Origin of the sequence: Streptosporangium pseudovulgare (assembly GCF_014648055.1) — a bacterium.
In the GTDB taxonomy this organism is placed as follows: Bacteria; Actinomycetota; Actinomycetes; order Streptosporangiales; family Streptosporangiaceae; genus Streptosporangium; species Streptosporangium pseudovulgare.
Window position 1 is genome coordinate 62,964 of the sequence record NZ_BMQJ01000021.1, and the last position, 12,979, is coordinate 75,942.

11 protein-coding genes are annotated in these 12,979 nt (G+C 75.8%); 6 read left to right on the forward strand and 5 right to left on the reverse strand.

Translation table 11 applies throughout. The annotated features are described in order from the left end of the window. Positions 1 to 76 precede the first annotated feature (76 nt). A complete protein-coding gene (locus IEZ10_RS32020) occupies positions 77 to 1,663 on the reverse strand; it encodes a glycoside hydrolase family 3 protein (protein WP_229811861.1) in 1,587 nt (528 codons plus the stop codon). A 246-nt stretch (positions 1,664 to 1,909) separates the two neighbouring features. Between IEZ10_RS32020 and IEZ10_RS32025 the strand changes: the two genes are divergently transcribed. After that, entirely contained in the window at positions 1,910 to 3,466 is a 1,557-nt protein-coding gene (locus tag IEZ10_RS32025; protein WP_189250255.1) for a glycoside hydrolase family 10-like protein, read from the forward strand. Between the two features lie 207 nt (positions 3,467 to 3,673). On the opposite strand, the gene IEZ10_RS32030 is transcribed toward IEZ10_RS32025, so the two are convergent. The 3 genes from IEZ10_RS32030 to IEZ10_RS32040 all read right to left on the reverse strand — a co-directional run bounded on the left by IEZ10_RS32030 (position 3,674) and on the right by IEZ10_RS32040 (position 6,902). Then, positions 3,674 to 4,405, reverse strand: coding sequence for a hypothetical protein (locus IEZ10_RS32030; protein ID WP_189250256.1), 732 nt, complete (start codon positions 4,403 to 4,405; stop codon positions 3,674 to 3,676). Between the two features lie 215 nt (positions 4,406 to 4,620). Beyond that, positions 4,621 to 5,796: a UDP-N-acetylglucosamine--N-acetylmuramyl-(pentapeptide) pyrophosphoryl-undecaprenol N-acetylglucosamine transferase gene (locus IEZ10_RS32035; protein ID WP_189250257.1), complete on the reverse strand. Its 1,176-nt coding sequence runs from the start codon at positions 5,794 to 5,796 to the stop codon at positions 4,621 to 4,623. Positions 5,797 to 5,879: 83 nt separating this feature from the next. Next, the gene (locus IEZ10_RS32040) at positions 5,880 to 6,902 is read right to left on the reverse strand and encodes an N-acetylglucosamine kinase (protein WP_189250258.1); all 1,023 of its coding nucleotides are present in this window, start codon (positions 6,900 to 6,902) and stop codon (positions 5,880 to 5,882) included. Positions 6,903 to 6,970: 68 nt separating this feature from the next. Here IEZ10_RS32040 and IEZ10_RS32045 point away from each other — a divergent pair, with 68 nt between their 5' ends. Further along, positions 6,971 to 8,113 carry an anhydro-N-acetylmuramic acid kinase gene (locus IEZ10_RS32045; RefSeq protein WP_189250259.1) on the forward strand — a complete coding sequence of 381 codons (1,143 nt, stop codon included), beginning with the start codon at positions 6,971 to 6,973 and terminating at the stop codon, positions 8,111 to 8,113. Here IEZ10_RS32045 and IEZ10_RS32050 read toward each other — a convergent pair. Further along, positions 8,028 to 9,248 (reverse strand): collagen-binding domain-containing protein, encoded by a 1,221-nt coding sequence (locus IEZ10_RS32050; RefSeq protein WP_189250260.1) that lies wholly within the window; start codon positions 9,246 to 9,248, stop codon positions 8,028 to 8,030. The genes IEZ10_RS32045 and IEZ10_RS32050 overlap by 86 nt on opposite strands. A gap of 430 nt (positions 9,249 to 9,678) precedes the next feature. Between IEZ10_RS32050 and IEZ10_RS32055 the strand changes: the two genes are divergently transcribed. The 4 genes from IEZ10_RS32055 (at position 9,679) to IEZ10_RS32070 (ending at position 12,932) form a co-directional block, all read left to right on the forward strand. Next, positions 9,679 to 10,389, forward strand: coding sequence for an NADPH-dependent FMN reductase (locus IEZ10_RS32055; RefSeq protein WP_189250261.1), 711 nt, complete (start codon positions 9,679 to 9,681; stop codon positions 10,387 to 10,389). 89 nt (positions 10,390 to 10,478) lie between these two features. Then, on the forward strand, positions 10,479 to 11,372 hold the full coding sequence (locus tag IEZ10_RS32060) for a TIGR03620 family F420-dependent LLM class oxidoreductase (RefSeq protein WP_189250262.1): 894 nt from the start codon (positions 10,479 to 10,481) through the stop codon (positions 11,370 to 11,372). A 106-nt stretch (positions 11,373 to 11,478) separates the two neighbouring features. Next, entirely contained in the window at positions 11,479 to 11,982 is a 504-nt protein-coding gene (locus tag IEZ10_RS32065) for a hypothetical protein (RefSeq protein WP_189250263.1), read from the forward strand. A 74-nt stretch (positions 11,983 to 12,056) separates the two neighbouring features. Then, complete coding sequence (locus tag IEZ10_RS32070; protein ID WP_189250264.1) at positions 12,057 to 12,932, forward strand: diacylglycerol/lipid kinase family protein; 876 nt, start codon at positions 12,057 to 12,059, stop codon at positions 12,930 to 12,932. The last annotated feature ends 47 nt before the right edge of the window (positions 12,933 to 12,979 follow it).

The window sequence follows — 12,979 nt, forward strand, 5'->3', positions numbered from 1 at the left end:
AGTTACCTCCAGCGTGGAGACCCGGTCCTCAGGCCGGAGGTCGCCTCCCGGCTCGCCTCTCCTGCCAGGATCAAGCCTATTGTCCGCAGGTCAGGTGGAGAGCGACGATCCGGGCGGAAACCCGGGAAATGCCGTGGGTCGCGATGTGCACGGCGCCGGCGGGTTCGCCGGGCACGCCGGTCTCGACCACGATCGCGTCGGGGCGCAGCCGTACGGCGCGGGCCAGGATCTCGGCCGCCCACGGCTGGCGGTGGGCGTCGTGCGCCACCAGCACGAGCGGCCGGCCCGCCTCGCCGCCTTCGCCGAGGTCGGGCAGGCCGGGGGAGTCGGCGGTGACGGTGTGCCCGGCGGTGCCCGGCATCAGCTCGGTCATGGCGCCGAAGATGCCGGTGGGCGTGCCGGGGGCCACCGCGAGGTTGAGCCGCGGGGCGATGTCCACGACCAGCGGCGGACGGGCGAGCGGGAGCGCGGGCGCGAGACGGGCGTCCCGTACGGTGACCCGCAGGGCGGCGCGGGCGGCCTCCATCCCGAGTTCCCCGGAGCCCGTCCCGAGATCGCCGGAGGCATCCTCGCGCTCCCCGGTCACCTTGGCGCGGGCGGCGGCGTTCGCGGTGTACCAGGCCGCCAGGTCCAGCACGCGCGCCGCGGCCTCCGCCAGCCGTTCCTCGGCCAGCTCGCCGCGCCGCACGGCCGCCACGATCGCGTCGCGCATCGCCAGGACGTTCTCCCCGCCGGGGGAGGAGGCGCCGACGCAGATCGCGTCGGCCCCGGCGGCCAGCGCGCGGACGGCGAGCTCGCCGGGCGGGTGCAGGGCCGCCACGGCGCCCATCTCGATCGCGTCGGTGACCAGCACGCCGCCGAAGCCCAGCTCCTCGCGGAGCAGCCCGGTCAGGATCGGCCGGCTCAGCGTGGCGGGGCGGTCGGGGTCGAGGGCGGGCACCAGCAGGTGGCCGCACATGACGGCCCGGACGCCGGTCTCGACGGCCGCCCGGAACGGCGGCAGGTCGCGCTCGCGCAGCAGGTCGAGGGAGGCGTGCACGGTGGGCAGCGCCAGGTGGGAGTCGGTGACGGTGTCGCCGTGGCCGGGGAAGTGCTTGGCGCAGGCGGCCACCCCCGCGCCCTGCATGCCCCTGATCCAGGCCGCGGTGTGCCGGGAGACCAGCGCGGGGTCGCCTCCGAAGGAGCGGATGCCGATCACCGGGTTGCGCGGGTCGGCGTTGACGTCGGCGTCGGGAGCGTAGTCCAGGGTGATCCCGGCCGCGGCGAGCATGCGGCCGATGCCCCGGGCGACCCGCTCGGTACGGCCGGCGTCGTCGGCCACGCCGAGCGCGAGGTTGCCCGGCCAGGAGCTGCCGGCCGCCGCCTCCAGGCGGGTGACCGCGCCGCCCTCCTCGTCGACCGCGACGACCACGTCCGGATTCTCCCGCCGCAGCGCGGCGACCAGCTCCGCGGTCTGCGCCGGGCCGGTGAGGTTGCGGGCGAACAGCACGGCGCCGCCGAGGCCCTCACCGAGCGCCCGCCGCAGCCACTCGGGCGGCTCGGTGCCGTCGAAGCCGGGCTGGAGCACCGTCATGGCCATCCGGGCCAGACCGGGGTCACCGGAGGACCCGCCGGGCCGGCCGGAACCGCCGGGGGACGTGCTGCCGGACATGTTGTCGCTCATCGCCACCTTCTCACCGGGACTCACCGGGACGTCCTGGGCAGGTTACACATCCATGACACTTTCTTTCATCTTCATTGCCTCAAAAGTAGATTTCTGCCATCCTCGCCGTCGAGACCCCCGCGATCAACCTCGTGTTCGGCAGAGGGCGTCGGCGACGGCAGCGGCCCGTGACGTGCGGTTCCGTGACCCGTCCGCCACGATCCGCGGCCGAAGCGGGTTACGGGCGAACACCCCCTTGGAGTCCGCATGAGCTCACCCACCCGACGTACCGTCCTGCGCGGCCTCGCGCTCGCCGCCGCGGCGAGCGCCGCGCCCCTGCCCGCCTTCGCCTCCGCAGCCTCTCCCGCCACCGGCGGATACGTCCCGCCGCTGCGCCAGATGCGCGGCATGTGGATCGCCTCGGTGGTCAACATCAACTGGCCGTCCAAGCCGGGGCTGACCGTCGAGCAGCAGAAGGCCGAGTACCTCGCCTGGCTGGACCTGGCCCAGGTCCGCAAGCTCAACTCGGTGTTCGTGCAGATCCGGCCGACGGCCGACGCCTTCTGGCCCTCGCCGTACGAGCCGTGGTCGGAGTACCTGACCGGGACCCAGGGGCAGGACCCCGGCTACGACCCGCTGGCGTTCCTGGTGGAGGAGACCCACCGGCGCGGCCTGACCTTCCACGCGTGGTTCAACCCCTACCGGGTGTCGATGCAGCCGGACCCGGCCAAGCTGCACCCCGACCACCCGGGCCGCAAGCACCCCGACTGGATCATCCCCTACGGCGGCAAGATCTACTACAACCCCGGCCTGCCGGAGGTCCGCGCGTTCGTGCAGGACGCCATGATGGACGCGGTCACCCGCTACGACATCGACGGCCTGCACTTCGACGACTACTTCTACCCGGTGAACACCACCGCCTTCGACGACGCCGCCGCCTTCGCCAAGTACGGCCAGGGCTTCCCGGACCTGGCCGCCTGGCGGCGCAACAACGTCGACCTGCTGGTCTCGGAGATGCAGCAGCGCGTGCTGGCCGCCAAGCCCGAGGTCGCCTGGGGCATCAGCCCCTCGGGCATCTGGCGCAACAAGTCCACCGACCCGCTGGGCTCGGACACCGCCGGCGGCCAGTCCTACGACAACCTGCACGCCGACACCCGCGGCTGGGTCAAGAAGGGGTGGCTCGACTACATCGCCCCGCAGATCTACTGGTACATCGGCCAGTCGAACGCCGACTACGCCAAGCTGGTCCCCTGGTGGTCCGGCGTGGCCGCGGGCACCGGCACCGAGCTGTGGATCGGCCAGGCGGCCTACAAGGCGGGCGCCGCCGGCCAGCCCGCCGAGTGGTTCCGCCCCGACGAGCTCACCAACCACCTGACCCTGAACCGCAGCCACCCCGAGGTGGGCGGCGACATCTGGTACAACTCCGCCGACGTCCGCGACGACCGGATCGGCTCGGTCACCCGGACCGTGGCCGCCCACTACACCCGCCCGGCGCTTCCCCCGCTGCTGCCCAGGCTCGCGCACGGCCGGGCCCCGGAGCGCCCGGTGCTCGTCTGGGCCAAGAGGGGGTCCGGCGGCGTCGAGCTGCGCATCCAGGCCAGGGGCCATGAGACGCCGTTCCAGTACGCGGTCTTCCGGCTCGACGGCCCGGCCCGGCCCGGGGACTTCGACGACGCCCGCAACCTGGTCGCGCTCGTCCCGGCCACCGGCAAGCAGGCGCGCTGGGTGGACCCCGAGGGCGGCGGGAACTCCCACTACTACGTCACGGCCGTCGACCGGGTCAGCCGGCAGAGCGCGCCGAGCGACGTCCGGCGCGCGCACTGAGCCCCGCGCGTCGGTCCGCGGGCATCTGAGCACCGCGGACCGGCGCGCAGGCGCGGTGACGGACCGCGCGCCGGCCGGGACGCGGTGACGGCTCCTGTGGCGGGCTCCGTCCCGCGTCCCGGCCCGGCGGAACCCGTACGGGACGCCGCTTCGCGCGGGACGCCGCGAGGCGCCTCCGCGCCCGTCGACGTGGCCGGGCACGGAGGATCAGCGCCGCCGCGTCCGCCCGCGGCGGACCAGCACCGCGCCGCCGAGGAGGACCAGCCCCGCCGCGGCGGCCGCTCCGTACGGCATCGGCCACCCGGACCCGGTCTCCGCGCCGGACTCGACGGACGCGGTGGTCACCGCGGCGCCGGCGTCACCGTCGCCGGACGCCCCCGCGGTCCGGCCGGGCGGTGTGGCGGGAGAGGCGGAGGCGGACGGGGCGGCGGGGCCGCCGGTGGAACGGGCCGACGGGGTGATCCCGGACGGCGGGATCCCCGGCGGGCGGATGTCCCCCCAGTGGTCCTCCTGCGGCTGCTGGGCGTCGATGGCCCGCCGGAGGTCCGCGGGAACCGGCTTGATCTTCAAACTCCCCGGCACGGTGACGGTGCCGATCTCGTAGGGGGAGAACCAGCCCTGAACGGCCTCCACCCTCCAGGTGCCGCGGGGCAGGAACACGGCCGCCGCGTAGTGGGCCGGCTCCCGCAGCGCCACCCCGGGGAATTCGACGCTCTTCCTCCCCTGGACGAACCTCAGTCCGACCTCGCCCAGGTCCGCGCCGTCGTAGGGGTGGGTGCCGTGCTGGAGCATCCAGAACCCGAGAACGTAGGGGGTCTGCGGGCGGATCTCCCCGGGGACCGGGTCCAGGTAGGTGACGGCCCAGCCGCCCGCGCGGGCGGGGGCCGCGAACGCCAGGACGGGCGCGAGGAGCGCCGCGATGAGCAGGATTCGCTTCATGCCATCGATACCGCCGCCGGCCCGCCGAGGTTCCCGCGAGGCCCGGCGGCGACGCGTTCGACGGCCGTGCCCCTGTGCCCTGCAGGTCGAAGCGGGCACGGCGTTCCACGCCGCCCGGCGGCGACGCGTTCGACGGCCGTGCCCTTGCGCCCTGCTGATCGGAGCGGGCACGACGCTTCACACCGGCCGGCGCCCGCCGTGACCTCCCGCGCGGGTCAGACGGCCGCGGCGGACAGGATCACGTCCACCAGCCGGTCCGCCGCGTCCGGCCTTCCGTGCGCCCTCGCCCGATGCGCCATCGCCGCCCGCCGGGCGGGGTCGGCCAGGAGCGGTTCCACCGCCTCCCACAGACCGGCCGCGGTGACCTCACCGGTCAGCGCCACCGCGGCCCCGGTGCTCTCCAGGTGGCGGGCGTTGTGCGCCTGCTCGTTCCCGGCCGACGTGGCGAGCGGGATGAACACGGCGGGCTTGCCGAGCGCGGTCAGTTCGGCCAGTGTCCCGGCGCCGCTGCGGGAGATCACCACGTCGGCCAGGGCCAGCACGTCCGGAAGCTCCGGTCCGACGAACCCGGCCAGGTGGTACCGGGCGGCCGCCTCCGGCGGAAGGGCCGCCGCGCTCCGCCGCAGCGCGTCGACGTGCGCGGGCCCGCACTGGTGGACCACGTTCGCCCGCTGCAGCAGCCACGGCAGCGTGTCACGGACCACATCGTTGATCTGCTGGGAGCCCTGGGCGCCGCCCGTGACGTACACGGTCGGCAGGCGCCGGTCGAAGCCCCACAGCCCCAGCGCCCCGACCGCCTTGTCCGCGTGTCCCCACAGCACCTCGGGGCGGACCGGGTTGCCCGTGACGACCCCGCGATCGCGCACCGCCTCCGGCAGCAGCGGCAGCGACGACTCCGACGACAGGGCGATGCGCGTCGCCCGGCCCGCGAGCCTGCGGTTGGCCAGCCCCAGCCGCACGGTCTGCTCGTGCAGCACCAGCGGCCGGCGGCATATGCGGGCCGCCAGACCCGCCGGGACGGCGACGTACCCCCCGGTCGCCAGAACGACGTCCGGCCGGAAACCGGCGATCACCCTCCTGGCCTGCAGCACCCCGAGCGGCACGCGCGCCATGTCCCGGATGTTCGCCGGGGACAGCATCTTCAGCGGATTGCTCGACCGGCGGATCTTGCCCGTGGCGACCGTCGTGAACGCGATCCCCTCGGCCGGCGCGACCCGCGCCTCCAGACCTTCCTCGGTGCCGATCCACAGGACGTCCAGCGACCCGCCGCCCGCCGTGAGCCGGTCCCGCAGCGTGCGGATCGCGGTCAGGGCCGGATACGTGTGGCCGCCCGTACCTCCTCCCGAGACGATCAACCGGAAGGGGCGTGAGAGACGAGGAGCGTTGGTCACCGGATGAACCCTACTGGCTGCCCGCACCGCGGAGAGACGGCCCCGGGACGGCGGCGAGGCACGGAGCCCGGCCCGCCGGGGGGTCAGCCGATCAGGCGGCGGTGGGCGGCGAGCGGGTCGGGGACGGCGCCCGGACCGGCCGCGTGCAACGCGAGGGCGGCGGCCCCGGCGGCGCTGTCGCGGGCGGTGACCACGGTCCCGGCCAGCCCGGCGCGAACCTTCCCGGCGAGCAGCGTGGGTTCGGTGAGCAGCGAGCCGGCCAGCACCAGCGGCCCCGAGACGGGACCCAGCGCGCCCACGGTGGCGGCCAGCCGCCGCGCGGCCTCATCCAGGATCGCCGTGGCCGCGGCGTCGCCGTCCCGGGCGGCTGCCTCCACGGCCGGCGCCAGCCGCGCGAGCCACGCCGGACCGGACTCGGCGATCCCCGCGTGGACCAGCCGCACGATCTCCTGCGCCGACGGCGCCGGTCCCGCCGGTCCCGCCGATTCCGGCGGTTCCGATGCCACCTGCCCCGGTCCCGCCTGCCCCGGCGCCCGCGACGGTTCCGGCTCCGCCGCGCCGCCGCCGAAGCGGCCCAGCAGCGCGGTGGGCGCCGCCCGCCCGTCGACCGAGGCCAGCACCGCGCGTACGGCGCGCCGCCCGATCCACGTCCCCGAGCCCTCGTCGCCGAGCAGCCAGCCGTACCCGTCGGCCCGGCCGGTGATGCGCCGGTCGTCGATCCGGGCGGCCACCGCGCCGGTCCCGGCGATCAGGACCGCGCCGGACGCCTCCGCGGTCGCCCCGGCGAAGGCGGCGAGCGCGTCGGAGACCACCGAGGGCCGTCCGGGCAGGCCGGCCGCCCGCCACGCCTCGGTGGCGACGGCCTCGGTCCGCTCGCGCGCCGAGTCCCCGCCCGCCAGGCCGAACACGCCGGCCGTCACCTCGCCGGGGTCGAGCCCCGCGAGCGCGGCCAGCAGCGCCCCGCGCAGGCTGCCGCCCGGGTCGGCGGACGACAGGATGTTGGAACCCCCGCCGTATCCCCTCCCGGCGACCTCCCCGGAGACGGTCGCCACCACGCACCGCGTGCTCGTTCCGCCGCCGTCAACGCCGATGACCAGTGCCGTCACGGAAGCTCCATCTGTAGCCAATCTTCCTGTGACTATATTGTCGTGAAAAAATCCTGCAAGGAGAAGGCGTGCGGGTACTCGGTCTGATCTCGGGAACATCTCACGACGGCATCGACAGCGCGGTGGTGGACTGGTCGCTGGACGGCGACGTGCTCACCGGGACGGTGGAGCACGTCGGCGAGCGGCCCTACGACGCCGCGCTGCGCGCCCGGATCGTCGCCGCGCTGCCGCCCCGCCCGGCCGACATGGGGGAGGTCTGCCGCCTCGACACCCTGATCGGCCAGGCGTTCGCCGACGCCGCCGCCGGCTGCGGACCGGTCGACCTCGTCTGCTCGCACGGCCAGACGCTCTACCACTGGGTCGAGGACGGGCGGGTGCGCGGCACCCTCCAGCTCGGCCAGGCCGCCTGGATCGCCGAGCGGACCGGCGTGCCCGTGGTCTCCGACCTGCGCTCGCGCGACGTGAGCGCGGGCGGGCAGGGCGCCCCGCTGGTCTCCTCCTTCGACCTGCCGCTGCTGGCCGGGCTGCCCGGCCGCAGCGGCGCCCTGAACCTCGGCGGCATCGCCAACCTGACCGTCCGGGAGCCCGGCCTCGCCTACGACACCGGCCCCGCGTCCGCGCTGATCGACGCGGCCGTCGCGGCGGCCACGGGCCTGCCGTACGACGAGGACGGGCGGCTCGCCGCGGCCGGCACGGTGCACGAGGGGCTGCTCGCCGAGCTGCTGGCCGAGCCGTACTACCGGGCGGCGCCGCCCAAGAGCACCGGCAAGGAGCTGTTCCACCCCGGCTACCTCGACGCCGTCGCCGGGCCGTACGGCCTGGCCCTGCCCGACCTGGTGGCGACGCTGACCGCGCTGACGGCCGAGACCGCCGCCGCGGAGATCCGGCGGCACCGGCTCGGCACCGTCGTCGCCTCCGGCGGCGGGACGCGCAACCCGGTCATGATGGCCATGCTGCGCGAGCGCGCCGGGGAGGCGCGGATCGTGCTCAGCGACGAGCTCGGCGTGCCGTCCGGCGCCAAGGAGGCGATAGCCTTCTCCTTCCTCGGCTGGCTGACCGCCCACGGCCTGCCCGGGACCGTTCCGGGGTGCACGGGCGCCTCGGGACCGCGGGTGCTCGGCAGCATTACCCCCGGCCGGGGGCCGCTGCGGCTGCCCGAGCCGCCGCCCCGGGCACCCGCCCGGCTGCAGATGAGGACCGCTTCCACCTGACGACCGCTCCGCCCGATGGGAGCCTGACGGCTGCCCCGCCCGATGGAAGCCGGGCACCGGCACGAGCGGCGGCGGAGCAGTCCAGGACGGCGCCGAACGGAAGATCGCGGATCCTCCCGCCGTCGCGCCCCGGCCCGCCCTGGACGAGGGAGCCGACGACGACGTTGCCGTCGATGCCGGCCGGGTTCGTGTCGGTCAGGGTGGCGTCCGGCGCGTAGATCGTCCCCTTGACGGTCCCGCCCCGCCCGGGGGGCATGGTGATCGAGACGGCGTCCGGGAAGTCGAACAGGACGAAGCGCGCCTGTTTCCCGCCGATCCCGGTGACGGCGGGCGGGACCCAGGTGAGGACGCCGCCCTCGGCGACGGTGTCCACGACGACCAGCAGGGGCGAGGCCGCCGTCGGCCCGCGGTCGAAGACCAGGCGGGCGATGGCGGCCAGGTTCCGGCCGGTCGTCCGTACGACGTTGGTGACGCCGCGGGCCAGGGTGATCCGCACGGTGGAGCCCGGAGGGACCGTCCCGCCGGGGAACGGCCGGCCGGTCGCGCCGCGCAGCACGACGTTGTTCTCGCACCCCGCCAGCGCCGCCGCCCGTTCCCGGTAGGTGCCGAAGAGCCGCCGGAAGTCGAAGACGGTGGCCGGGCCCACCGAGGCGGCGGGTTGCCGGACGCTCAGCTCGACCCGCCCGGGGTCGTCGTAGCCCCCCGTGGCGTTGACCCGCGTACGGGCCGGCACCCCGTTGTCGTCGGTGTCCATGACGACGGAGCCCGCCAGGGAACCGATCTTGACGTGGCCGCGGGAGAGGACCGTGACGCGGCCGGTGGCGGTGCTCCGGTCGAAGGCCACCCGGCCGCCCACCACCAGCGCCGTCGGCCGGACGTCGCCGCCGACGACGTGGGAGCCGGCCGTGGCGAGGGCGACCCGGTGGTCACCGGCCATGACGAGATCTCCGCCGATCGCCAGCGTGCCCTCGTTCCCGCCGCTCGCCAGTATGGCGTCCCGCTCCACCATGACGGTGAAGCCGTTGTTCCCGCTGACCGGGTCGACCGGTTCCGGCGCCGGGGCGGGGGCCGGCGCGAAGACCCCCGCGCCGAGGCCGCAGGCTCCCAGCCCCAGCCGGTACCTCAGCGCGCGCATGAGCCCCCCGTACCCGATCCGTCTCCCCGGCCGAGTCTGGAGAGCGGGGGCGCGTTCCGGGCCGCGCCGCGCCGCGCGCCGGGTGTTCCTGGAGCGAACCTGGCGATCCTCTGTGAGAGATGTGATGTACGTCATGTTCGGGCCCCGTTTCCGGGGGCAGGGGCGAACGACGTGATGGAGCGCGAAGCCCGGTGACGTGTGTCGTGGCGGCACCCGGGAGAGGAGCACCCACCGGCCCGGTCCGGACGGGGGACGGAACCGCTCCCGGGTGGCCGCAGAGGGATCTTCCGTGGTGGGTCACCCCGCCTTCGTACAGCGGGTTTGCCGGACAGCCTGGGGACTCGCGCGCCGTCGGCCGCGTTCGCGTGACCGCGTCGGCGAGTTTTCCCTCGCTCATACGTCGCAGCGTGGCGACAGAATGGGGTCGGGGATGAAGATCATTGGAATCGCGGGCAGCCTGCGCCCGGGAGCGTACGTCAGGAGGCTGCTGGAGGCGTCCGGGCACGAGCTGCCGGCCTCGGCCGGATTCGGGATCTGGGAGGGGCTGGAGGAGATCCCGCCGTTCGAGGACGGCCCGCTTCCGGGACCGGTGGAGGAGCTGTGCCGGGCGCTGTCCGCCGCGGACGGCGTGCTGATCGCCGCCCCGGCGTACAGCGTCCTGCCTCCGCAGCTCCGCCACGCCCTCGACTGGGCGTCCCGGCGCGGCGGCGCGGTCCTGGTGGACAAGCCGGTCGGCGTGGTGACCGTCTGCCTGCGCCCGTACGAGGCGATCTGGACGCAGATCGAGCTGCGCCGCGTCCTCGGCGTCGCCGGCGCCGTCGTGCACGGCGTGGACCTGCCGGTGTCGCCGGCCGCGGGCCGGTTCGACGAGGCGGGGCGGATCGCCGACCCGGAGCTCCGCGACCGGCTCCGCCCGGTGCTGCGCCACCTGTGCGCGCCGCAGGGCGCCACGGTCCCGCCGCCCGCCGCGCGTACGGTTCCCGCCCCGGCGCCGGTCCTGGCTCCGGCGCCCGTCAAGCTCCCGGCGTCCGCCGCGCGCACGGTTCCCGCCCCGGGTTCGGCGCCCGTCCCGTCCCCGGCGTCCGTCAAGCTCCCGGCGCCGGCCGTGCCGCAGGTGTTGGCCAGGACCCAGGCGGGGTAGTCCCCGTGACGGGATGACGTTCCGCCGCCGGGGCGGAACGGGCGCGGGACCGGCCGGGCCGGTCCCGCGCGAGCTGACGGGGGGCGGCCATGGGCCTGGGACAGATCGGCGTGTGGCACTCCCTTCTCACCCGCGCCCCCGTCGCGGACGCGCGACGGGCCGCGGCGAAGATCGAGGACCTCGGCTACGGCACGATCTGGTACGGCGAGGCGGCCGCCGGCCGGGAGGCGATGAGCACCGCGGGCGTCCTGCTCGCCGCCACCCGCGAGGTCACGGTCGCCACCGGCATCGCCAACATCTGGGTCCGCGACGCCACCGCCATGGCGGCCGGGGCCTGGACGTACGGCGAGGCGTACCCGGGCCGGTTCGTCCTCGGCATCGGCGTCAGCCACGCGCCCCTGGTGACCTCCCGGGGCCACGACTACAGCCGCCCCCGCGCCGCGATGAGCGCCTACCTCGACGCGATGCGCCAGGCGCGGGAGGCGCTGCCGATGGAGGCCGTCCCGCCCCCGCCCGTGCTGCTGGCCGCGCTCCGCCCCCGCATGCTGGAACTCGCCCGCGACAAGGCCGACGGCGCCCACCCCTACTTCGTGCCGCCCGAGCACACCGAGACGGCCCGCGGGATCCTCGGGCCCGCCCCGATCCTCGCCCCCGAGCAGGCCGTGCTCCTGGAACGCGACCCGGCCACCGCCCGGCGGATCGCCCGCGAGCACATGGGCCCCTACCTGAAGCTGCCGAATTACACCGGCAACCTCCGCCACCTCGGCTACGGCGACGACGACTTCGCCGGTGGCGGCAGCGACCGGCTCGTGGACGCGATCGTCGCGTGGGGCGACGTCGAGGCCGTCGCCAGGCGCGTCGACGCCCACCTCGCCGCCGGGGCCGACCACGTCGCCCTCCAGCCGCTCTCCCCGGACCTGCGCCACGGCGTCACCCAGCTCGCCGAGCTGGCGCCCGCCCTGGCCGTGCGGCCCCGGGACTGAGGGGGCCGAGGGGCCGAGGGGCCGGGGGCCCGGGAACCCGGGGCCCGGCAACCGCTCCGCTTCGCCGTACGAAACCATGGACATACGGGGGAGGGGGGAGAGCGCCATGGGCGACCTGATCGAGGAGCGGGCGCTGCGGGCGCTGAGTGAGGCGTTCGACGCCACCGCGCCCGTCATCCGGCACGACCGCAGGGAGTTCCCCGAGGGCACCCCCTTCCTGTCGCTGCGCCTGCCCGGCTCCGCCGACGCGGCGGTCTTCCTGGACGGCAGCAGATGGATCTACCTGAGCGAGCCGGAACGCGGCCGGATGCCCACCGAGTTCGCCGCCGGGCGGCTGGGCGACGACCCCGAGATCGTCGTCCGGCGGCTGGTGGCGGTCCTGGCGCCGCCCCGCCGGGACCGGCTGCCGGTCCGCCTGCTGAAGGCGTTCCTGCTCGCCCTGCTCACCGGGCTGGGCGTGGGCATGCTGAGCGTGGTGGTCATGGCGGTGCTCATCGTGGGCAACGGCTACCTGTCGGAGACGACGGTCGCCTGGGCGTACGGCCTCGGCGGGCTGTTCGCCCTCGCCGCGGGGACCTGGACGGCGGTCCGCTGGTGGAGGGCGGGCTGACCCCGCGTGACCGCGCCCGTGATGGGCAGTGACCGGGAAGGTGGGGCGCAGGAGGGGAACCAGGAGGGGACGGCATGGCGGAGCTGCTGGCGGTCTGCAACGGGGGAGCGGGAAGCGCCGACGACGCCGCGCGGAACGCGGCGCTGAAGACGCTGCGCGCCGGGGCCGACGTCGTCGAGGTCACGGCGGGCGAGGGGGAGGGGGATCTCGGCGAGGCGCTCGACGCCCACCCCGGCCGGGACGTGGTCGTGCTGGGCGGTGACGGATCGCTGCACGTGACGGTCGCCGCCCTGCACCGGCGCGGCGAGCTGGGCTCCCGCGTCGTGGGGCTGGTCCCCATGGGCACCGGCAACGACTTCGCCCGCGGGCTGGGCATCCCGCTGGACCCGGAGGAGGCCGCCCGCGTCGTGCTCGCCGGCCGGCCGCGCCCCCTCGACCTGCTGGTGGACGACGAGGGCGGGATCGTCGTCAACGCGGTGCACCTCGGCGTCGGGGCGGAGGCGTCCGAGCGGGCCACGCCGCTCAAACCCGGCCTCGGCAAGCTCGCCTACGCCGTCGGCGCGCTGCTCGCGGGCGTGCGGAGCACCGGCTGGCGGCTGCGCGTGACCGTGGACGGCCGGACGCTCACCGACCGGCGGGTGCTCATGCTCGGCGTCGGCAACGGCGTCACCATCGGCGGCGGCACCCCGCTGACCCCCGAGGCGAGGCCCGACGACGGCATGGTGGACGTCGTCGCGGCGCTGACCACCGGGCCGGTGCGGCGGCTCGTCTACGCGCTGAGGCTGCGCGGCGGCCGCCACCCGGAGCTGCGGGACGTCGTCACCGCCCGGGGCCGCGACGTGGCGGTCGAGGGCGAGCCGGTGCCGGCGAACGCCGACGGCGAGCTGACCGGCCCGGCGGCCAGGCGGCACTGGAAGGTCGTCCCCGCCGCCTGGCGCATGTTCGCCTAGGACCCGTCCGGGCTTCGGACGGGGCGAGTTCCTGTCGGCCGTCGCAG

Excerpts from the sequence above, each read along its gene's own strand:
- IEZ10_RS32020 (WP_229811861.1), bottom strand. The coding sequence starts at position 1,663 with ATGAGCGACAACATGTCCGGCAGCACGTCCCCCGGCGGTTCCGGCCGG.
- IEZ10_RS32025 (WP_189250255.1), top strand. The coding sequence starts at position 1,910 with ATGAGCTCACCCACCCGACGTACCGTCCTGCGCGGCCTCGCGCTCGCC.
- IEZ10_RS32030 (WP_189250256.1), bottom strand. The coding sequence starts at position 4,405 with ATGAAGCGAATCCTGCTCATCGCGGCGCTCCTCGCGCCCGTCCTGGCG.
- IEZ10_RS32050 (WP_189250260.1), bottom strand. The coding sequence starts at position 9,248 with ATGCGCGCGCTGAGGTACCGGCTGGGGCTGGGAGCCTGCGGCCTCGGC.
- IEZ10_RS32055 (WP_189250261.1), top strand. The coding sequence starts at position 9,679 with ATGAAGATCATTGGAATCGCGGGCAGCCTGCGCCCGGGAGCGTACGTC.
- IEZ10_RS32060 (WP_189250262.1), top strand. The coding sequence starts at position 10,479 with ATGGGCCTGGGACAGATCGGCGTGTGGCACTCCCTTCTCACCCGCGCC.
- IEZ10_RS32065 (WP_189250263.1), top strand. The coding sequence starts at position 11,479 with ATGGGCGACCTGATCGAGGAGCGGGCGCTGCGGGCGCTGAGTGAGGCG.
- IEZ10_RS32070 (WP_189250264.1), top strand. The coding sequence starts at position 12,057 with ATGGCGGAGCTGCTGGCGGTCTGCAACGGGGGAGCGGGAAGCGCCGAC.